We start from the raw sequence: 20,466 nt of genomic DNA on the forward strand, positions 1-20,466 counted from the left end.
TTTATAAATGAATTATGCAAAAATAAGAAAGTTTGATGTAAGTAATGGACCAAATGTAAGAACAACTCTTTTTGTAAGTGGATGTACAAATGGCTGTATAGGGTGTTTTAATAAAGAATTACAAAATTTTAATTATGGAAACAAATGGACTAATGAATTAGAAGAAGAGTTTATTAAATATACTAAAGATCCTAATATAAGAGGTGTTAACATTTTAGGTGGAGAACCAATGGATCAAACAAAAGATGATGATTTATATAATTTATTAAAAAGGTTAAAAGAAGAAGTTGGGAAACCTATTTGGATTTGGTCGGGATATTTGTATGAAGAAATAATTAAAGATGAGAAAAAGAGAAAACTTTTATTATTAACAGATGTATTAATTGATGGAAGATTTCAAATTGATAAAAGGAATATAAGTTTAAAATATAGAGGCTCAAGTAATCAAAGGGTAATTGATGTAAAGAAATCTATTAAGCAGGGCAAAGTAATTGAATTAGATATAATAGATTAATACACTTGCTTTTACAAAAATATGTATATAGAAAATGTAAGTTATTATCAAATTGATAAAAACTTACATTTTTTATTTTCTATTAATTATATAGAAATGTAATATTTATAAAGGATTGATTGTATAAGCATAAATTTGTGAAAATCATAATTTTGTGCTAATATCCAAAAAATATAAAATATATGGAAATAAATATAGGGATACCTTAAAATTAAGGTGGGACTATAATTTTTTAAATCAACTTTGAAAACGTTTCTAATTATTTTGAGGGAGGGAGTTTATGAAAGGAAAAAACATTTTAAGGCATAAGAGTAAAATAAGTATTTTAATCTTATTTTTATTTATTTTCTCTTTAGTGCCCCTTCCTAGTAAAGTTGTCAAAGGAGAGACTTTAGAAAATCAAAAAGTAAAAGTAAGATTTTTTAAAGAAGATGGCGACTATGCAGGATGGAATCTTTGGATTTGGCACACTAATGAAGATGGGAAATCTATTGAATTTACCCATAAAGACGAACAAGGAGTTTATGCCCTTTTAGAGGTTCCAAAAGAAGGGCAGTTAGGGGTTATAGTTAGGAAAGGTGAATGGGAAACAAAAGCTACAGGCGATATAAAGTACGATTTATCTAAAGGAGAAACAGAAATTATTATTAAAGCAGGTGTACTAGATAAAAATACCCCTAATCCAAAAAGTATAGAATATGCACCTTTATACAAAGATTTTGAAAAAATCAATATAAGGGTAAACTATAATCGAGAAGATAATGCTTATGAAGGTTGGGAATTATGGAACTGGGTTGTTGATGGACAAGGAGGTAGTGAAGAAACAGTAGCTTCATTTACCAAAAAAACTGATTTTGGAATGGTTTCCAATGTTAGTTTTAGCAATATTACAAAGGAAAACAAAAAAATTGGCTTAATAGTAAGAAAAGCTGATTGGAGTAAGGATGGACAAGATAAATTTGTAGATTTAGCATATTTAGATTGTAATGGAAATTTATCTGTTTACTATAAAAATGGAGATGATACAACTTATTATGTTAAACCAAATTTAGAGGTTGAAATACCAGAAGAGGATGAGAATATATTAAAGCCAGAGGAGTTAGTTGATCAACCAGGAGGAAAAAACAGCTGGTATATAGCAGGCTCCTTCCAAGGCTGGAATAATACAAGTGAAGATACAAAGCTTAAACATTTAGTTGAGGGCTTTTATCAATATTCAACAGTTCTAGATGCAGGAAAGCATGAATTTAAAATTGTTAAAAATGGAACTTGGGATGGCTTTAGCAATAATGGAAATAATTTTTCCCTTGAATTAGCAGAGAAGTCTGTTGTCAATTTTTATGTAAATGAAAAATTAAATGAAGCTAGAATTAATGTAGAAGGAGTGGAAGGCCTAGCATATTATCAACCTAAACTAAGTAAAGACAAATGGCCTAGGTTAGTTGGAGATATTCAAAAGGTATTTGGTGAAAGTGAATGGTCTCCAGAAGAAGCTAAGCAGCTCTTTGTGGATTATAACTTTGATGGAACAATTTATAAACTTCAAAGAAATATTCCTACAGGAAACTATGAATTAAAAGTAGCTTTTGGACCTAATTGGGGTGAAAGCTATGGAGATAATGGTAACAATTTAAAGTTAGTTACTTTAGATCCTTCAAATGTTGTATTTACTATAGATTATTCAGCAGAAAATAAAAAACTAACTCATAATTATAAGCCAGCAGAAGGAAATTATGATGGATTAATAGATAAAAATGCAATAAAGTTCGATTCAAGAAGTATAACCTATAAAAAACCTTTTGGAGCAATAAAAGAGCAAAGTGAAGATGTAACTCTTAGAATTGCAGTAGCAAAGGATGACGTACAATATGCTAAGGTAGAATTAACTGATGGTAATGGAGTGGCAAAAAGCTATGAAATGAGAAAGGCAACTACTATTTCAGACTTAGATTACTATGAAGTTATAATTCCTAAGAAAGATTTTAAGGGAATTGGAATCTGGGGATATAAGTTTATACTAATTGATGGCAAAACAAAGGTAGAGTATGGAGATGATGGATTAAGCGGCGGTACAGGTGTTGCTGTAGATGAGGGTGCTTTACAGTATAATTTAACTGTTTATGATAAAGATTTCAAAACTCCAGATTGGATGAAAAATGCAGTGGTATATCAAATCTTCCCAGACAGATTTTATGATGGTAACAAAGATAATAATAGGGCTAAGTTAGTGGATGGATATCGCGGATATATTGGAGAGGATGGAGAAATAAAATATTATCCACTTCAATATTTTGATGGCGGAGTTGAAAATGAACCTGATGAATCAATGGTATGGGGAGAGTGGAGTGATTATCCAGAAAACCCTAGACATGGGACCCCTGAAAATAAACCTTACTATCCAGACTCAAAAACAGATAATGTTTGGGCTAATGAGTTTTACGGTGGGGATATTCAAGGTATAGAACAAAAATTAGATTATCTACAATCAATAGGGGTTACTGCAATATATCTAAATCCTGTTGCTTGGGCAGCTTCAAACCATAAATATGATGCAACAGATTATAAATCCCTAGATCCTATGTTTGGAGAAGTGATATATAACGAAGAGGGAGATCCAACATCCGGAATAAACTATACAGCAACTAGGGCTGCATCAGACAGAGTATATCAAGCATTTGCCAAGGCAGCCAGAGAAAGAAATATAAGAATTATTGCAGATGGTGTATTTAATCATGTTGGTGATGATTCAATTTATTTTGATAGATATGAAAAATATCCTGAAATTGGAGCTTATGAATATTGGAAAAGGGTATGGGATAAGGTTAACCAGGAAGGAATGAGCCAAGAAAAGGCAGAAAAAGAAGTTATAAAATATTATCAATCCCTAAAAAATCCTTTAACAGGAAAAAATTATTCCTATCCTGAAGATTTTGCTTTTGTTAATTGGTTTACAATTGAAAATGTTAAAACAGTAACTGATGGTGTTGAACATTATAAGTATGAAGGATGGTGGGGATTTGATTCTTTACCAGTAATAGATGCAAAATCCCCAGAAGTAGGTGATAAGCTAGCTATAGAGGGACAACATGAATGGAATAATGTTGACTATAGAAATAATGTAATTGGTTATGACTTAACAGGTTTAAGTGATGAAGAAGCTCAGGAGCAAATGCAATATGCAAATTCCCAAAGGTGGTTATGGATGGGATCAAGTGGATGGAGACTTGATGTTGCACCAGATGTATCTACTGCCACATGGCAAAAATTTAGAGAGGCAGTTAAATCAGCTGCAGGAAGAAGAGATGCTAATGGAAATATTATAGATGATCCTATTATTTTAGGAGAAGAATGGGGAGTTGCAACTCATTATTTATTAGGAGATCAATTTGATTCTGTAATGAATTATCAATTTAGAGCAGCCCTTCAAAATTATATAATCAGCGGAAATGCAAGGAACTTTAATGAGGCCTTAGAAGTTATAAGAGAAAATTATCCTAAAGAAGCATGGCAGGTAATGCTTAACCTAGTAGATTCTCATGACACAGTAAGAAATATTACAAAAATAGATAATCCAACTTGGGAAGAGGAAAATACTAAAATAGCACCAGAGGCTTCAGATAATGCATTAAAATTACAAGGCTTAACTGCAATATTCCAGCTAGGATATCCAGGAGCCCCAACAATATATTATGGAGATGAGGTAGGAGTTACAGGAACTAAAGATCCAGATTCAAGAAGAAGCTTTCCTTGGGATAGAATAAGTGAAAATGATGGATCCTATTCAGGAAATGGCAGATATCAAGAATTATTTGATCTTTACCAAAGAGCTTCAAAGGTTAGAAATGATAACTTAGATATATTTGCAACTGGTGATATCCATTCAGCTTATTGTGATAATAATGTTATAGCTTATGCAAGAAAGAGCAATGAAAAGGGTGGACTATTAATTATTAACCAAGCTACTGAGGAAAGAACCATAGAAGCTGATGTTACAGGTTTCTTACCAAATGGACTGGAATTAGTAGATGGCTTGTATGGTAAGGCAACAGCAAAAGTTGAAAATGGAAAAATAGCAATAACTATTCCTGCTCAAACAGGCTATATGATGGTTTCTACTAATAATATTAACAATGTTGAAAGAGTAACAGATTTAAAATCAGAAGCTGAGCAGGGTAAAGTAACCCTTACTTGGACTTCGGTTCAAGGGGCTGAGAAATATAATATTTACAGAACTAATTTAGAAGGGCAAGCTGCAGAGAAAATCGGGGAAAGCTCAGGAAATACTTTTATTGATGAAACTGTAGTAGATGGAACAAGATATTATTACTATGTTACAGCAGTTAAAGATGGAGGGGAAAGTGAATTTAGTGATTCAACTACTGCATTGCCAACCTTTAAAATTAAATCAATAAATAAACCAAGCAGTATTTCTGATTTAACCATAGGAGTAGGAATTAATACGGATGAAATTTTAGTTGAAGTTCTTATACCAGGATTAACAGATGATGAAGAATATTTAGGAAAGGATGTTCCAAATTTTGAAGGAAGATTAATGTACTACAAGGAAGGTACAAGCAAGGAAAATGCAAGTAGCGTTAAACTTAGGTACAAGGAAGATGGAGAGGGTGGAAGTAAAATTTATTATGCATCCTTTGAACCTTCAGAAGAGGGAGTATACCATTACTATGCAAAAGGAACCACAAATTTAGGAGATTCTTATGTTGAATCTGAAGAAAATCAATTTACTGCAAATATGGTATATGATGAAAAAAATTCTCCAAATTTACCGGTTCTAAAAGATATATTAGTAGAACCTAATAGGGTTCAGCTAGAATGGACTTCTGACTTTGTTAATGTAGAAGGATTTGAAATCTATAGAAAAGAAGCAGATTCTGACTTTATAAAAATAGCTGTAGTTGATAAAACTGAAACAAATTATACAGATTTCACTGTAAACAATGATAATAATTATACTTATAAGATAGCTGCCTTTAATAATCATTATAATAGGTCAGAGTCAGAGGAAAAAAGTGTTACACCAACCCTAGTTATGGTGGATGTAACTTTAAGACTCCATATTCCAAGCTATACACCGGCAACGGATGATATTTATATTGCAGGTAATTTTAACGGTTGGAATGCTTCAGGAGGGAAGTTAAGTGTACCTAGTGGAGCTACTACAAGAGATGTTGTTGAGTACAAATTTAAGATGATGGCAGGTAAGAGTATTGAATATAAATATACAAGAGGTTCCTGGGATACAGAGGCCTTTACAAGTCATACAAGAGTAAAAAATGATACTGAGGATGCTGGTAACTGGGCATATAGTTCCACAGATACAAATATGAAGCTAACAATTAAAAATCAAGGTGGAAATTCCATGGTAGTTGATGATTATGTACTTCGCTGGGTAGACATGCCGATGCTAATTTCAAGGCCGAGAATTTCTTATGGTGAAAATATAGATTATGAAACCAAAGAAGATACCTTTACCCTTAAAGCTAATGTTCCTTATGGAGTTAAATTTACTATAAATGACGAAGATATTAATGAAAAATATCCAGGGGCTATGGATGAGTATGGTAATGTTTATGTAGAAGGAATTCCTTTAGAAGAGGGTGTTAATGAGTTTGTCCTTCATATAGAACCAACTGAAGAAACAATGAATCTACCTTGGTATACTGACGATGGAAGGGCAAGCCAAGCTACAAAAACTATTACTATGACAATAAATCGTATTGCTGAAGATGAAGAATCTGAGGATCCAGTAGAAGAGCCGGAGGATCCAGTGGAGGGACCGGAGGATCCAGTGGAAGAACCTGAGGATCCAGTGGAAGAACCGGAGGATCTAGAGGAACCAGAGGATTCAGTAGAAGATCCAGAGAAGCCAGAAAGTCCAGAAGAGGAAGCAAAAAAACCAGAAGAGAAATCAGAAGAAACTCAAGGTAAGGATGAAGAATCTAAAAATCTCAATAAAGAAAGTGACTTGCCATCAACGGGTGGAACAAATCCAATTATATATATTGTATTAGCCCTTGTTTTAATTGGCCTTGGAATATATATATTTAAAAATAAATCTAAAAAAGAAATATCAGATAAGAAAAAAATAGAATAAAAAACAAAGTAGGGGCTATCGTATATATGAAGTTATGCGATAGCTCCTTTGTTGATTTAAAATTTCAGTAATCTAAGTAGAATTAAGCTAATGAATAAATAATTATATATAAGAGAAACATATTTTTATAAAATGCACTGGTAAAAATATTTGTTTCGATATAAAATATTAAATACATAACAAGTAAAGGAGAAAAAGATGGAAGATAAGAATATAAATAATGAAGAAGTACAAATAATGAAGTTTTTAGATGAAGAGGGTAACTTAGTTGAATTCGAAGCTGTAGCAAGAATATTTTTAGAAGAAAAGGAATATCTTCTTTTAGCCCCTTTAGATGAAACTTCTGAAGATTTATATGTATTTAGAATTGATAAGGTTAATGGAAAAGAAGAATTAAATATAGTAGAAGATGATAAAGAGTTTTTAGCAGTAAAAAAAGAATATAAAAAGTTATTGTATTAATTTAGGGGGAAGAAATATGGATTATAATAAGATTTTAAATATTTTATCTGAAAATTATTTAGAGGATATTGAAGAATTAAAAAAGGAAGAAGATTTATATTTAGTTAGATTTTATTTCGATTTTGATAAAGCTGTTTTAGATGCTGCAAAAAGCTATGCTAATGAAACTACTGATTATGAAGAGGAAAGTACAGAATGGTATAAGGAAGCTTTATTGCCTTATTTATATGATTATGCTAATGATGAAGTACTAGATATAATAGAAGAGATAGTTGAAGAATTAGATATATCTGGGGAAGTTATGGCCATTCAAATAGATCCATCTAATTATGAAACAATGGAATTCTTTGCTTTATTTACTGACTATTCTAATGATATTTCAATTGAAGATTTAGTAAAGGATTATTTAATTAAATAGAAGTATAAAATTAATACCTCATTTTGAGGTATTTTTTATGTAAAAATAAAGAACTAATGAGTTCTTCATTATGTGTATTTCAAATAATGTTTTACTTTAAGTATAATATGTTAGACTAAATAATATGTTATTAAGCTACTCTATTGAGGAATATATTTATTGAGTTTTTTCTTAAGTATCTAATATAAGTTCTTTTTTGTGCTTTGGTGATAAGCTTGTCTAAATCTTGTGAAAGAAATAAAACAAATTTATTTCTTGGAGAAAGATATACTAATAAAAAGTTAAGTAACTTTTTACGTCTCAGTATTTTTTTCTTGAATTTATTTGTCATTTTAATTTACCTCCATATATTTACAAATTGCTTCTTTGTATAACAATATTGTACCAAATAGTATAAAAATGTAAAATAAAAGTATGCAACAAATACATACAAAATTTTACAAAATAATAGGAAGTTTTATAGAATGGAAATTCAGCTAATGCTTACATAAATAAATTTTTACTTATTTATTTATGTAACAAGTTGATATTGTCGGAAAGAGAAGGTAAAATATAATAAAAAATTAAAAAATATGAAAGGAAATTGAAGATGAATTACGAAAATATAAATATAGATGAAGTAATTAAAAGAATAAATGAACTTGCAAAAAAGAGTAAAAATGAAGGATTAAATGATATAGAAAGGGCGGAACAACAAAAATTAAGAAGAATATATATTGATAATATTAAAGGAAGCCTAAAGGCTCATTTAGAAAATATAGAATTAAAAAGAAATAATAAAGGGTGATATAATTGTCAGTTACTGTTGAAAAATTAATAAAAGATTTTGATATGGAGGTATTGGTAGAAGGAAAAAAGAATATAGAAATTTCAGTTAATGATGTAAATAGACCAGGGTTACAATTATCCGGCTTTTATAATTACTTTGCTCCTGAAAGAATACAAGTTATAGGAAAAGCTGAATGGAGCTTTTTAGAAGATATGGGTATGGAGCTAAGAAGAAAAAGGATAGATAAGTATTTTAGCTTTAATTTAAAATGTATAGTAATAACAAGGGATTTAGAACCTCATAGTGAAATGCTAATAGCAGCTAGAAAAAATAATGTTTGGTTAATTAGAACTAATTTAGTAACTACTAAATTTATAAGTAAGTTAACAATTTATTTGGCTGGGCAATTAGCTCCTGAAACAAGAATTCATGGTGTATTAGTAGATGTATACGGTGTAGGAATTGTTATAACTGGGGAAAGTGGAATAGGAAAGAGTGAAACAGCATTAGAATTAATAAAAAGAGGGCATAGACTTGTAACAGATGATGCTGTAGATATAAGAGAAATAGATGGAGAATTGATTGGAAAATCTCCTAAAATAACTATTGGTATGCTAGAAGTTAGGGGAATAGGAATTATAGATGTAGCATCTCTTTACGGATTAAGTTCTATTTCTCCTGAAAAGGAAATTAATCTTTTAATGCATTTTGAACATTGGAAAGATGATGGCGATTATGATAGATTAGGTTTAAATAATGAATATGAAGAAATTTTAGGTGTAAAGGTTAAAAAGTTAAGAATACCTGTTCGTCCAGGAAGAAATATTGCTGTTATAATAGAAGCTGCAGCAGTAAATTACAGGCATTCTTTAATGTCAGATGTAACAGCTGTAGATATAATTGAGAAAAGAATGGATAGCATATTATAATAGATAAATATTTTAGAGTAATTAGGAGGCTTAAAAATGGAGAATAAAGACAAGAAAAGATCCTGGGAAAAGTATCAAGAAGAAAAAAGAGAAGAATTATTTAAATTTTGTGATGGATATATTGATTTTCTTTCAATGTGTAAAACTGAAAGGGAATGTATTTTAACAAGTATTGAAATGGCAAAAGCTTTAGGATACAGAGATTTTAATGAAATAATAGAAAATAATGAGAAAATAAAAGCTGGAGATAAGATTTATGTTAATAATAAAGATAAATCTTTAGCATTATTTTTGATAGGAAAAGAACCTATAGAAAATGGAATGAGAATTGTTGGTTCTCATATAGATTCTCCAAGACTTGATTTAAAACAACGTCCATTATATGAAGATACAAATCTTGCAATGATGGAAACTCATTATTATGGTGGTATTAAAAAATATCAATGGGTTGCATTACCTTTAGCATTACATGGAGTAGTAATAAAAAAAGATGGTACTAAAATTAATGTAGTAATAGGAGAAGATCCAAGTGATCCAGTTATAGGTATTTCAGATTTATTAATTCATTTAGCTGGAAAACAGCAACAAAAGAAAGCTAGTGAAGTAATTGAAGGAGAAGATTTAAATCTTTTAGTTGGAAGTATACCTTTAACTGGAGAAGAAAAGGATGCGGCTAAGGCAAATATATTAAACATATTAAAAGAAAAGTATGATTTTGAAGAAGAGGATTTTGTTTCAGCAGAAATAGAAGTTGTTCCAGCAGGAAGAGCTAGAGATTACGGCTTAGATAGAAGTATGGTTATAGGTTATGGCCAAGATGATAGGGTTTGTGCATATACTTCTTTAATGGCATTATTAGATTTAGATAAGACTAAATACACTTCTGTAGTTTTATTAGTAGATAAGGAAGAAATAGGTAGTGTTGGAGCTACAGGAATGTATTCAAGATTCTTTGAAAATACAGTAGCAGAAATCATGAATAATATAGGTGAATATTCTGAATTAAAATTAAGAAGAGCTTTAGCTAATTCAAAAATGTTATCTTCAGATGTAACAGTAGCTTATGATCCCAATTATCCATCTGTCTTGGAAAAGAATAATACTGCATACTTTGGAAAAGGAATTGTTTTTAGTAAATATACTGGTGCAAGAGGAAAATCAGGATGTAATGATGCTAATCCAGAATATATTGCTTGGTTAAGAAACATAATGGATAAAAATGATGTAGATTATCAAACTGGTGAACTTGGTAAAGTAGATCAAGGCGGCGGTGGAACAATTGCATATATATTAGCTCAATATAATATGGAAGTTATAGATTGTGGTGTTGCTCTACAAAATATGCATGCACCATGGGAAGTTTCAAGTAAGTTTGACGTTTATGAAACAATGAGAGGCTATAAGGCCTTCCTAGAAGAAGAATAAAAAATAAAAAAAGGCTACTGAGAAGCAGCCTTTTTTTATTTTTACTTCACATATTTTAATATTTGTGAATATAATATACAAGTACAATAAAAGGGGGCGAAAAAATGAAAATAGATACAAGTAGATTTAAAAATTATGGATTTTGGGTTTCAATATTTGCTCTAATTCCAATGGTGTTAAAAGCTTTGGGAATGGAAATAATTCCTGAGCAATATGAAACTATAACAACAGCTATTTTAACCATACTTGTAGCCCTTGGTATTCTTAATAATCCAACTACTGAATGTAAGTGGTATAGAGATGATTTAAAAACAATAGAATCTGAGAATAAAAAGGCATAAAGTATAAAAATAGCAAATAATAATGGGGGCTTATGAAAGTGTTTTTCACTTTATTACATGTGCCCCTTTTAAATTATTTCCCTAGTCCATTTTAACATTTCTAAAATATCTTCTTCTTGAGGAATTACAACATCTCCTACTTTCCCGTGTCTAGTATCATTTTCAATTCCATGATAATCAGAACCGCAGGATATGTACAAATTTTTTTCTTTGGCTAAGTTTATAAATTTTATTGTATCACTTTCTTTATTTTGATAATATATTGCTTCGATACCATCAAATTTAAGATTTAATAATTCATTTAATGGAAATTTTTTTATTAAGACAGGATGTGCTAAAAAGACAATTGCATTGAATTTTTTTAGCAAACTTACGCCTTCCTCTGTAGAAATTTTTGTAGATGGTATATATGCAGGGCAGTGATTACCAATAAAATTATTAAAAATATAATCATGATCATAAGGGTATCCGGCATCTATTATTGCTTTAGCAATATGAGGTCTTGCAATAGTGTCTTTTCCATAGGATAAAACATTATTTACATCAATTTCAATGTTATTATATTTTTTTAAATTTTCTACTATTTTATATGCTCTTGCAATTCTATTATTCTTAAATTCTTCTAGGATTTTATTCAATTCAGCATTTTTATAGTCATCTTTATTAAAAAAACCTAAAATATGAATAGATTCACCTTTATATTCAGTAGATAATTCTATTCCAGGAATAAAATTAATATTTAGAATTTTTGCCTCTTCTAAAGCTTCATTTATTCCAGAAATGGTATCATGGTCAGTTAAGGCAAAGCAGTCTAGTTTTTTCTCTTTAGCCATTTTTACTATATCTTTAGGTCGGCATCTACCGTCAGAATAGCTGGAATGTATATGTAAATCGCAAATAAACATCAACAGTCTCCTTTCGATAATGTTTCATAATTATTTTTATCTTTTTTTTATTATGATATAATCAATTCATTAAAGGTATTTTAACATAATAAAGGGATTTTTAATACTAAATAAAGAATTAAATTATTTTGCTTTAATATACAAATGTAGAGATAAAAGGAGGAAGTGTCTTGAATAAGGAAAAAATTATTGATGGAGTTAAATTAATTTTGGAAGGTATTGGTGAAGATATAAATAGAGAAGGCCTTGTTGAAACACCAGATAGAATTGCTAGAATGTATGAAGAAATATTTTCTGGTTTAAATGCAAATGCAGAAAAAGAATTATCAAAAACTTTTGAAGTTGATCAGAATAATTTAGTGTTGGAAAAGGATATAAGATTTTATTCAATGTGCGAACATCATTTTGTGCCTTTTTATGGAAAAGCTCATATTGCTTATATTCCAAAAGGAAGAGTTGTTGGACTTTCTAAGTTGGCAAGATGTGTTGAAATTTATGCAAAAAAACCTCAGTTGCAGGAGAGATTGACTAATGAAGTTGCAAATGCAATAATGGAATATTTAGATGCTGAAGGGGTTATGGTTGTAATAGAGGCAGAGCATATGTGTATGTCTATGAGAGGTATTAAGAAACCAGGTTCTAAAACTTTAACTACTGCTTGTAAAGGATGCTTTAAGGAAGATTATAATTTGAGAAGAGAGGTATTAGATTTAATAAAATAATAGGGGGTATTATGGAAAAGGTGAATAAAATATTAAGTCATCCAAAATATAAAAAGTTATTAGAAGAATTAAAGTTGTTAGAAAAAAACAGGATTTTTTGCAAACATTCTTTGATACATTTTTTAGATGTAGCAAGAATTGCTTATATAGAAGTCTTAGAAAAAGGGCTAAATTATAAAAAAGAAGTAATTTATGCGATAGCTCTTTTACACGATATTGGAAGAGTAATAGAATACAAAGAAGGTATTCCTCATAATATTGCTAGTGCTGAACTTGCTAGAGAAATATTGAAAGATATAGAGTTTTCAGAAGAAGATAAAGATATGATTTTAAAATGTATAATAGATCATAGAAATGAAAATACAGATTGTTTATCAAAAATTATTTATGATGCTGATAAATTTTCAAGAAACTGTTTTGATTGTGTAGCTAGAGATTTATGTAAATGGTCTGAAGATAAAAAAAATAAAATCATAAAACATTAAAAATACGAGTATGGGGGTTAAAATGAAAATAGGCAATAAAATATTAGATTTTAATAAAAGAACTTATATTATGGGAATCTTAAATGTAACACCAGATTCTTTCTCAGATGGCGGCATGTATAATAATATAGAGGCAGCCTTAAAAAGAGCAAAAGAAATGGTTGAAGAAGGGGCTGATATTATTGATGTGGGTGGTGAATCTACAAGACCAGGAGCATCTTATGTAGAAGCTGAAGAAGAAATTAAAAGAGTTGTTCCAATAATTAAGGCAATTAAAAGGGAGTTGGATGTATTAATTTCTATTGATACATATAAAAGTCAGGTAGCAGAAGAAGCGATAAAGGCTGGAGCGGATATAGTTAATGATGTTTGGGGACTTAAAAAAGATAAAAATATGGCAAGTATTATAGTTAAATATGATGTACCATGTATATTGATGCATAATAGGGATGAAAGGCCTTATAATGATTTAATGAGAGATCTTTTAGATGATTTATATGAAAGTATTAGTTTAGCAAAGAATGCTGGCATAAAAGCTGATAAAATAATTTTAGATCCTGGAATTGGTTTTGCAAAAACTTATGAAGAAAATTTAGAGGTTATGAATAACTTAGAGAAAATAGTGTCCTTAGGTTATCCAGTTCTTCTTGCAGCTTCAAGAAAAAGAATGATTGGATATGCTTTAGATCTTCCTGTAGAAGAGAGATTAGAAGGAACTTTAGCTACAACTGTAATAGGAATAATGAAGGGCTGTCATATGGTCAGAGTTCATGATGTTCTTGAAAATAAGAGAGTGGCCTTAATGACAGATAAAATAATTAAAAGATAGAGGGATTTTAATGGATAAATTATATTTAAAGGATGTTGAAATTTTTGCTAATCATGGTGTATTTAAAGAAGAAAAAGCTTTAGGACAAAAATTTATACTTTCCCTTGAATTAGAATTAGATCTTAGAGAAGCTTCAAAAAATAATGACTTAACTAAATCAGTTCATTATGGGGAGTTATGTCTTGAAATTGAGAAAGAGTTTCAAAAAGAAAGTTATGATTTAATAGAGACTGCTGCTGAAAAAATTGCAGAGTATGTATTATTTAATTACCATTTAGTTAAGGGAATTAAGGTTTTATTAAAGAAACCATGGGCTCCTATTGGAAGGCATTTAAATTATGCAGCTGTAGAAATAGAAAGAAGATGGAATACTGCTTACATAAGCCTTGGAAGCAATATAGGAGATAAAGATAATAACATTAAGATTGCAATAGATAAAATAAAAAAACATAGAGGAATTAAAGTTACAAAGATATCAACAATAATAGAAACAGAACCTTGGGGCTATAAAGAGCAAGATACTTTTAAAAATGCAGCTATAGAAATTAAAACAATTTTAAGTCCCCAAGAATTAATGACAGCACTTTTAAATATAGAAAAAGATATGAAAAGAGAAAGAATTATAAAATGGGGACCAAGAATCATTGATTTGGATATTATTTTATTTGAAGATTTTATAACTTCAGATGAATATGTAACTATTCCTCACCCAAGAATGGAAGAGAGACTATTTGTTTTAGAACCATTAAATGAGATAGCTCCAAATGCTATTAATCCATTAAGTAGAAAAAGAATTTCTAAAATGTTAGAAGAAGCAAAAATAATTAATAATTAAAAGCTGATAGTAAAAAATCCTCTAGAAAGTTAGAGGATTTTTTCTTTTATTAAAGCTAAATTATTTCATAAATTTTGAATTTTATATTGAATTTAAAGTCTTATCCTTCAAATCCTTTTACTACTTTTTTTATATATTCACAGAATTTATATAAATTATAGTAATCAGGAACATTTTTCATTGTCAAGATATCCTCTTTATAGATACCATCCCAAGGATAAACAGAAATAAGTTCTTCATCATAAATATTTATTATGTATTTAAAATCACTAAATTCAACAATTAATTTATATTTAGGAGAAGAAGGTAGATCTATATCTGTTTTAAAATTTTCTGTATCTATAGCATCAAAAAATTCTGGTAAAATACTATGTTCTTCCTTATTAACATCATAGGAAACATAGAAATCCATATCAAAGACCTTTAATTTATATTCTTCATTATTTAGTATCTTCTTATATATTTCATTTGTATAATAATCAGGAGTTGGTTTACTTTTAGTTTTTGAATATTGAGCACTATTTATATTACAAGATATAAAAAACAAAGGAATAATTAAGATGATTATATAACAAACAAATTTTTTCATATTACCCTCCAAAATGGTTTATATAGATATTTATTCATTTTTATATATAATTAGAACAATAATTGATTACTATGAATAAAATGGGAAAAGGAAAAGGTAATAATTTCATTAAAAGTGTAGTAAAAATAATTAATAATAATATTTAGGAGAGTAATATGTATATAATTGCAACAGTTGGACCGAAAACTTTAGATAAGTGGATTATTAAGGAACTTATGGAGAATGGAATAAATATACTTAGGTTTAATTGTTCTCACTTTAATAAAGAAGATTTTGAAAATGTAATTAGTAAAGCAAGAAATATAAATAATAATATAAAAATATTAGTGGATTTATGTGGAAAGAAAATTAGAGTATCTAAAGAACTTAAATATATATATAAAATTTATAATAATCAAGAGATATACTTTTGTGGAGAAGATTTGTATAAGAAAATCGATCTTTCTAAATATCAATATAATAAAATAATACCATTAAATATTAATACTAATGAAATAGAAAAAAATAATATTGATTCAATATCAATAAAAGATAATACAATGAAATTTAAAATAATATCAAAAGAGAATGGTATAATTAAAGCCAAAGTGATAAGAGGGGGAATTATTAGGGCTGGTAAGGGCTGTAATTTATCAAATCTAAATAGTAGCCGTCCAATATTAAGTGAAGAAGATAAGAAATATCTTTTATGGGCAATAAAAAATAATGCAGATATTATATGTCAATCTTTTGTAGAAAGTGGAAAGGAAATTGAAGTATTAGAAGAGATTATTAAAAAGGAAGCTGCTAACAAAATTGAAATTTGGGCTAAAGTAGAAACACCAAGAGGCATCGATAATTTAGACGAAATTTTTAACAAGGTAGATACTATCATTTTAGGACGGGGGGATTTGGTACCTGAAGCTGGAATTCTTCAGGCTGTAAAGTTACAAGATATAGCAATAAAGAAAGCAAAAGCGAAAAATAAGAAAATAGTTGTGGCTACTAGATTATTAAATAGTATGAAAAATGGTCAATGCCCTAATATTAATGAAATAGAGGGAATTTATTATTTTTTAATAAATAATATAGATGGATTTTTATTAGCAGGTGAAACTTCTATAGGAAAAGCTCCTTTAGAAACTGCAGCTTTTTTGAATAAAGCAATAAAATATTTTAAGAGCTAGGAGGAAGGAATGATGAAAAATCGGGAAAAGTATATTAATTTAATTCTATGGCTACTGCTAGCTTTAGCAATGATATATTTAATTTATAAGGGATATATTTTCTTTTATAGTTTTTAATATAAATAAAATCTAGATACATATTTATTGCTATATTATAGTAGATTAACTATTTATTTTATGTATCTAAATTTATTTTTATATTTTTTTGTAACAAAAATGACATATATAAATGATAATATAAAAATAGTTGTTAGTGCATATAGTAATATATAATTATCCCCTTATTTACAAAGAATGATATCCTTTTTAGGATATCATTCTTTGTTTTTAAATTATTTTTCATAAAATAGTTATTTATTAAATAAGATAGAATAATTAAAGAATTTATCTATGAAAAAAGTTCCATTATTCTGCAAATTATTGTAATAATTGATGGAATTTGATAAAATATTTTATGTAAATAATGGAAAGGTGCTGTTGTTAATATGAAAAAGTATATTATTGTCATTATTAATAAATTAAAAGATAAATTGAATTATAATATTAAAATGAAGATATCAATAGTTATTGCTTATGTATTAATTTTGGCTGCAGTAATAGTTACAGGTACTATTTATTCAAGGAAAATGAATGAAAAGTATATTAGTTCAAAAGATAGTTTAATATTAAAGAAAGATAATTTGAATAGTCAGAATGAAGAAGATAAAATATTAGAGGAGAAAAAGGAAGAAGATTTAAAGAAGGAAAAAATAAATGAATTAAAAGTAAAGATACAAGAAATAGATCCTTTTTATGAATTTATGGAAAGCTTTCAAGATATAGATGAAGAGATTGGGTATTATGAAGAAGTTTATAAGGAATTATTAAATAAATCTACTGAAGAAGAAACCAATGAGCAATCTGATTATTATTATGAGGAAGCTGAACTAACTACACAATATCCTAATACAGAATACCTGCCTACTGAACCAATTAATCCACAGCAGCAAGAAACACAGAACAATAATCATAATCCTATTGAAGAAGATAATGAAAAAGAAAATGAAGAAGAAAAAGAAAAAGAAGAAAAAACTGAAGAACAAAATCAACATAAACACGAACAATCGGTTGAAGATAGTGATGAAGGAACAACAGAAATTAATGAAGCTGCACAATCGAGCAATAATATGAATCAAGAGTCAGTATCTTCTGAAGAAAATGAGAATTAAAATTAATTAAGAAATATTTATAAAATTACATAAAAAAAGAAGTACAAATTAGTACTTCTTTTTTTGGTGCCGGCAGTGGGACTCGAACCCACATGGTTTCCCGCATGATTTTGAGTCATGTGCGTCTGCCAGTTCCGCCATGCCGGCGAGAACAAATAAATTATAGCAAAAAATTTAATAACTGGCAAGAAAAATATAAATAAAATATTTAAATAAAATATTTAAATAAAATATTTTTCTGATTTAAGTTTTATATGAATATATAATAAGGTATTTATAAACTTAAAAAAAAATATTCATTATCTCATATTGAAATGATAAGTGGCTATGATATAATATGAATATAATTTAAGTTATGAGGAAACAAAAGGATGGGTTAATATGAACAATAGATTAAAAACAATATTATATATAATGAGTGGAATAGTAATAACATGGATAATATTGAGTTTAGCAATTAAGATTTTTATATGGCTGCTGCCATTTATATTGGTCTTGTATGCAGTCTTTATAATAAGAGGATATATTAATAATAAAAAAAGGAATAAAGCATCAAATGAAATTAAGTATAATTCAAGGGAGGATAACATAGACTTTGTTGAAACTTATTCAAATTTAGTAGACGACTCAACTGTTGAAGTCATTGAGGTTGAATATACTGATATTGATAAATAGTGTTATATATAGTTAAAATGAATAGGGAGGCTTTATAAAGCCTCTTTTTTAAAAAATATGAAAGATTGTTGTAATAATCCTTCATTTATTATATAATAAACTTAAAAAATTATAGAATGGGGGCAAAAAATGAATAAAATAAAAATGAAAACGCCATTAGTTGAAATGGATGGAGATGAAATGACAAGAATTCTTTGGGGGATGATTAAGGAGGAATTGTTAAAACCTTTTATTGATCTTAAGACTGAATATTATGATTTAGGCCTTGAACATAGAAATGAAACTGAAGATAAAGTTACTATTGAAGCTGCAGAAGCAATAAAAAAATATGGGGTAGGTGTAAAATGTGCAACAATAACTCCTAATGCTGCAAGAGTCAAAGAATATAATTTAAAAGAAATGTGGAAAAGTCCTAATGGAACTATTAGGGCAATTTTAGATGGTACGGTTTTTAGGGCACCAATTATAGTAAAATCTATAAAACCATATGTAAAGGGTTGGGAAAAGCCTATTACTATAGCTAGACATGCTTATGGAGATGTATATAAAGATATAGAAATGAAAATACCTGGAAAGGGAAAAGTAGAATTAGTTTATACTGACGAAAATGGTAATGAAACTAAGGAATTAGTTCATAACTTTAATGAAGCTGGAATAGTATTAGGAATGCATAATTTAAATAAGTCAATAGAAAGTTTTGCAAGAAGTTGTTTTAATTATGCTTTAGATACAAAACAAGATTTATGGTTTGCTACAAAAGATACAATCTCAAAAAAATATGATCATACTTTTAAGGATATTTTCCAAGAAATATATGATAACGAATATAAAGAAAAATTTGAAGAGGCCAATATAGAATATTTTTATACTTTAATAGATGATGCAGTGGCAAGAGTTATAAAGTCAAAGGGTGGATATATCTGGGCTTGTAAAAATTATGATGGAGATGTAATGAGTGACATGATTGCAACAGTCTTTGGTTCTCTCGCAATGATGACTTCAGTTTTAGTGTCTCCAGAAGGTTATTATGAATACGAAGCTGCTCATGGAACAGTGCAAAGACACTATTATAGATATTTAGAAGGTAAGGAAACTTCTACAAATTCTGTAGCAACCATTTTTGCTTGGACAGGAGCTTTAAGAAAAAGAGGGGAATTAGACAAGCTGGAAGATTTAGTTGAATTTGCTAATAAGTTAGAAGAAGCTACCATACAAACTATAGATGAAGGTTACATGACTAAGGATTTAGCTATGATTTCAGATTTTGATAATATTACTGTTACAAATTCAGAAGAGTTTATTAAAGAAATAAGAAAAAGATTAGAAAAGAAAATGTAGATAAAAAAGATAGGATATAATTAATATAAATATAGAATTTTTTTATAAAGAAGAGTTGGCATGCTCTTCTTTTTTGTAGTTTTTACTTATATTTTAAATATTGCTTAGCTTATTTCTTATGTAAATGTTATAATTTATATAGTTACAGAGCTTATAATTTTTTAGTATAAATATAATAGAATGTTAAAGGGGAGAAGAATATGAAAGGCTATAGCAGCAAAATCCTAATAGATTATCCAATTGAAAAGGTATTTAAAGTTTTTATTGATATAAATAAAAGAGAAATGCCTAGATTTAATAAGAAAAATCCAACTGAAACCTCCTATTCAAAAGTTATAAAACAGGTGGGAAAAACAAAAATTGAAATGATAACAAAAGTTACAGGATATGAAAAAGATAATTTATATGAGGTTACAAGCACTGTGGATGGAGATACGTATATTTCAAGGTATGAATTTAAAAAGATAAATGATGATAAGACAGAAATAACTTTGACAGAAAGGCAAAATACAGGTTTAATTTCAAAAATATATATTATGTTTAAGGGTATTACAGCTAAAAATAAATTAAAAAGAAAATTAGAAAAAATAAAAGAGGGGATAGAAAGGGAAATAAGTAGAAGGAGATAGAATATAGGACAATGGACAATTGAGGATAAAAACAATAGGAGATTTCTGAACTTATATTTCTTGATTCAGAACTGCTTAACTATTCCTCAATTGTCAACTGTTAATAGTCCAT

The 20,466-nt window shown here is 28.5% G+C and carries 19 protein-coding genes and 1 tRNA gene; 17 read left to right on the forward strand and 3 right to left on the reverse strand.

Translation table 11 applies throughout. The features are described from left to right. The first annotated feature begins 7 nt into the window (after nucleotides 1-7). The 8 genes from nrdG to KQI16_RS03165 all read left to right on the forward strand — a co-directional run bounded on the left by nrdG (nucleotide 8) and on the right by KQI16_RS03165 (nucleotide 10,973). A complete protein-coding gene (gene nrdG, locus KQI16_RS03130; RefSeq protein ID WP_216432149.1) occupies nucleotides 8-514 on the forward strand; it encodes an anaerobic ribonucleoside-triphosphate reductase activating protein in 507 nt (168 codons plus the stop codon). Between the two features lie 280 nt (nucleotides 515-794). Continuing rightward, nucleotides 795-6,629, forward strand: coding sequence for an alpha-amylase family glycosyl hydrolase (locus KQI16_RS03135; protein WP_216432151.1), 5,835 nt, complete (start codon nucleotides 795-797; stop codon nucleotides 6,627-6,629). A gap of 198 nt (nucleotides 6,630-6,827) precedes the next feature. Continuing rightward, nucleotides 6,828-7,091, forward strand: a complete 264-nt coding sequence (locus tag KQI16_RS03140) for a DUF1292 domain-containing protein (protein ID WP_216432153.1) — start codon at nucleotides 6,828-6,830, stop codon at nucleotides 7,089-7,091. A 16-nt stretch (nucleotides 7,092-7,107) separates the two neighbouring features. Next, nucleotides 7,108-7,509 (forward strand): hypothetical protein, encoded by a 402-nt coding sequence (locus KQI16_RS03145; RefSeq protein ID WP_216432155.1) that lies wholly within the window; start codon nucleotides 7,108-7,110, stop codon nucleotides 7,507-7,509. A 589-nt stretch (nucleotides 7,510-8,098) separates the two neighbouring features. After that, nucleotides 8,099-8,296 carry a DUF896 domain-containing protein gene (locus KQI16_RS03150; protein WP_216432156.1) on the forward strand — a complete coding sequence of 66 codons (198 nt, stop codon included), beginning with the start codon at nucleotides 8,099-8,101 and terminating at the stop codon, nucleotides 8,294-8,296. Between the two features lie 5 nt (nucleotides 8,297-8,301). Then, complete coding sequence (hprK, locus tag KQI16_RS03155; protein ID WP_216432157.1) at nucleotides 8,302-9,207, forward strand: HPr(Ser) kinase/phosphatase; 906 nt, start codon at nucleotides 8,302-8,304, stop codon at nucleotides 9,205-9,207. Between the two features lie 36 nt (nucleotides 9,208-9,243). Beyond that, nucleotides 9,244-10,632 (forward strand): aminopeptidase, encoded by a 1,389-nt coding sequence (locus KQI16_RS03160; RefSeq protein ID WP_216432158.1) that lies wholly within the window; start codon nucleotides 9,244-9,246, stop codon nucleotides 10,630-10,632. Between the two features lie 104 nt (nucleotides 10,633-10,736). Then, on the forward strand, nucleotides 10,737-10,973 hold the full coding sequence (locus tag KQI16_RS03165) for a phage holin (RefSeq protein ID WP_216432160.1): 237 nt from the start codon (nucleotides 10,737-10,739) through the stop codon (nucleotides 10,971-10,973). A gap of 68 nt (nucleotides 10,974-11,041) precedes the next feature. Here the strand turns inward: KQI16_RS03165 and KQI16_RS03170 are convergent, their stop codons facing one another. Next, nucleotides 11,042-11,878 carry a PHP domain-containing protein gene (locus tag KQI16_RS03170; protein WP_216432162.1) on the reverse strand — a complete coding sequence of 279 codons (837 nt, stop codon included), beginning with the start codon at nucleotides 11,876-11,878 and terminating at the stop codon, nucleotides 11,042-11,044. Nucleotides 11,879-12,048: 170 nt separating this feature from the next. Here KQI16_RS03170 and folE point away from each other — a divergent pair, with 170 nt between their 5' ends. Genes folE through folK form a run of 4 tightly spaced genes read left to right on the forward strand, consistent with a single transcriptional unit; the run spans nucleotide 12,049 to nucleotide 14,749 of the window. Then, complete coding sequence (gene folE, locus KQI16_RS03175) at nucleotides 12,049-12,600, forward strand: GTP cyclohydrolase I FolE (RefSeq protein WP_216432163.1); 552 nt, start codon at nucleotides 12,049-12,051, stop codon at nucleotides 12,598-12,600. Nucleotides 12,601-12,611: 11 nt separating this feature from the next. Next, nucleotides 12,612-13,085, forward strand: coding sequence for an HD domain-containing protein (locus tag KQI16_RS03180; protein ID WP_216432165.1), 474 nt, complete (start codon nucleotides 12,612-12,614; stop codon nucleotides 13,083-13,085). Between the two features lie 22 nt (nucleotides 13,086-13,107). Next, a complete protein-coding gene (gene folP, locus KQI16_RS03185) occupies nucleotides 13,108-13,914 on the forward strand; it encodes a dihydropteroate synthase (RefSeq protein WP_216432166.1) in 807 nt (268 codons plus the stop codon). Between the two features lie 10 nt (nucleotides 13,915-13,924). Further along, a complete protein-coding gene (gene folK / locus KQI16_RS03190; protein WP_216432168.1) occupies nucleotides 13,925-14,749 on the forward strand; it encodes a 2-amino-4-hydroxy-6-hydroxymethyldihydropteridine diphosphokinase in 825 nt (274 codons plus the stop codon). A 100-nt stretch (nucleotides 14,750-14,849) separates the two neighbouring features. Here folK and KQI16_RS03195 read toward each other — a convergent pair whose 3' ends face one another. Then, nucleotides 14,850-15,338 (reverse strand): DUF4883 family protein, encoded by a 489-nt coding sequence (locus KQI16_RS03195; protein WP_216432169.1) that lies wholly within the window; start codon nucleotides 15,336-15,338, stop codon nucleotides 14,850-14,852. Between the two features lie 155 nt (nucleotides 15,339-15,493). Between KQI16_RS03195 and KQI16_RS03200 the strand changes: the two genes are divergently transcribed. Further along, on the forward strand, nucleotides 15,494-16,504 hold the full coding sequence (locus tag KQI16_RS03200; RefSeq protein WP_216432171.1) for a pyruvate kinase: 1,011 nt from the start codon (nucleotides 15,494-15,496) through the stop codon (nucleotides 16,502-16,504). A gap of 485 nt (nucleotides 16,505-16,989) precedes the next feature. Beyond that, nucleotides 16,990-17,712: a hypothetical protein gene (locus KQI16_RS03205; RefSeq protein WP_216432173.1), complete on the forward strand. Its 723-nt coding sequence runs from the start codon at nucleotides 16,990-16,992 to the stop codon at nucleotides 17,710-17,712. 64 nt (nucleotides 17,713-17,776) lie between these two features. On the opposite strand, the gene KQI16_RS03210 is transcribed toward KQI16_RS03205, so the two are convergent. Further along, nucleotides 17,777-17,859: transfer RNA gene (locus KQI16_RS03210), tRNA-Leu, on the reverse strand. 234 nt (nucleotides 17,860-18,093) lie between these two features. Between KQI16_RS03210 and KQI16_RS03215 the strand changes: the two genes are divergently transcribed. The 3 genes from KQI16_RS03215 to KQI16_RS03225 all read left to right on the forward strand — a co-directional run bounded on the left by KQI16_RS03215 (nucleotide 18,094) and on the right by KQI16_RS03225 (nucleotide 20,354). Continuing rightward, nucleotides 18,094-18,387: a hypothetical protein gene (locus KQI16_RS03215; protein ID WP_216432174.1), complete on the forward strand. Its 294-nt coding sequence runs from the start codon at nucleotides 18,094-18,096 to the stop codon at nucleotides 18,385-18,387. Nucleotides 18,388-18,516: 129 nt separating this feature from the next. Then, complete coding sequence (locus KQI16_RS03220; protein ID WP_216432176.1) at nucleotides 18,517-19,725, forward strand: NADP-dependent isocitrate dehydrogenase; 1,209 nt, start codon at nucleotides 18,517-18,519, stop codon at nucleotides 19,723-19,725. Between the two features lie 200 nt (nucleotides 19,726-19,925). Further along, nucleotides 19,926-20,354, forward strand: coding sequence for an SRPBCC family protein (locus KQI16_RS03225; protein WP_216432178.1), 429 nt, complete (start codon nucleotides 19,926-19,928; stop codon nucleotides 20,352-20,354). Nucleotides 20,355-20,466 lie beyond the last annotated feature (112 nt).

This window comes from Caproiciproducens sp. MSJ-32, from assembly GCF_018918055.1.
Taxonomy (GTDB): domain Bacteria; phylum Bacillota; class Clostridia; order Clostridiales; family Clostridiaceae; genus Clostridium.

What these genes read in the sequence shown, in the direction of transcription:
- nrdG (WP_216432149.1), top strand. Translation starts at nt 8, where the DNA reads ATGAATTATGCAAAAATAAGAAAGTTTGATGTAAGTAATGGACCAAAT.
- KQI16_RS03135 (WP_216432151.1), top strand. Translation starts at nt 795, where the DNA reads ATGAAAGGAAAAAACATTTTAAGGCATAAGAGTAAAATAAGTATTTTA.
- KQI16_RS03140 (WP_216432153.1), top strand. Translation starts at nt 6,828, where the DNA reads ATGGAAGATAAGAATATAAATAATGAAGAAGTACAAATAATGAAGTTT.
- KQI16_RS03145 (WP_216432155.1), top strand. Translation starts at nt 7,108, where the DNA reads ATGGATTATAATAAGATTTTAAATATTTTATCTGAAAATTATTTAGAG.
- KQI16_RS03150 (WP_216432156.1), top strand. Translation starts at nt 8,099, where the DNA reads ATGAATTACGAAAATATAAATATAGATGAAGTAATTAAAAGAATAAAT.
- KQI16_RS03160 (WP_216432158.1), top strand. Translation starts at nt 9,244, where the DNA reads ATGGAGAATAAAGACAAGAAAAGATCCTGGGAAAAGTATCAAGAAGAA.
- KQI16_RS03165 (WP_216432160.1), top strand. Translation starts at nt 10,737, where the DNA reads ATGAAAATAGATACAAGTAGATTTAAAAATTATGGATTTTGGGTTTCA.
- KQI16_RS03170 (WP_216432162.1), bottom strand. Translation starts at nt 11,878, where the DNA reads ATGTTTATTTGCGATTTACATATACATTCCAGCTATTCTGACGGTAGA.
- KQI16_RS03180 (WP_216432165.1), top strand. Translation starts at nt 12,612, where the DNA reads ATGGAAAAGGTGAATAAAATATTAAGTCATCCAAAATATAAAAAGTTA.
- folP (WP_216432166.1), top strand. Translation starts at nt 13,108, where the DNA reads ATGAAAATAGGCAATAAAATATTAGATTTTAATAAAAGAACTTATATT.
- folK (WP_216432168.1), top strand. Translation starts at nt 13,925, where the DNA reads ATGGATAAATTATATTTAAAGGATGTTGAAATTTTTGCTAATCATGGT.
- KQI16_RS03195 (WP_216432169.1), bottom strand. Translation starts at nt 15,338, where the DNA reads ATGAAAAAATTTGTTTGTTATATAATCATCTTAATTATTCCTTTGTTT.
- KQI16_RS03200 (WP_216432171.1), top strand. Translation starts at nt 15,494, where the DNA reads ATGTATATAATTGCAACAGTTGGACCGAAAACTTTAGATAAGTGGATT.
- KQI16_RS03205 (WP_216432173.1), top strand. Translation starts at nt 16,990, where the DNA reads ATGAAAAAGTATATTATTGTCATTATTAATAAATTAAAAGATAAATTG.
- KQI16_RS03215 (WP_216432174.1), top strand. Translation starts at nt 18,094, where the DNA reads ATGAACAATAGATTAAAAACAATATTATATATAATGAGTGGAATAGTA.
- KQI16_RS03220 (WP_216432176.1), top strand. Translation starts at nt 18,517, where the DNA reads ATGAATAAAATAAAAATGAAAACGCCATTAGTTGAAATGGATGGAGAT.
- KQI16_RS03225 (WP_216432178.1), top strand. Translation starts at nt 19,926, where the DNA reads ATGAAAGGCTATAGCAGCAAAATCCTAATAGATTATCCAATTGAAAAG.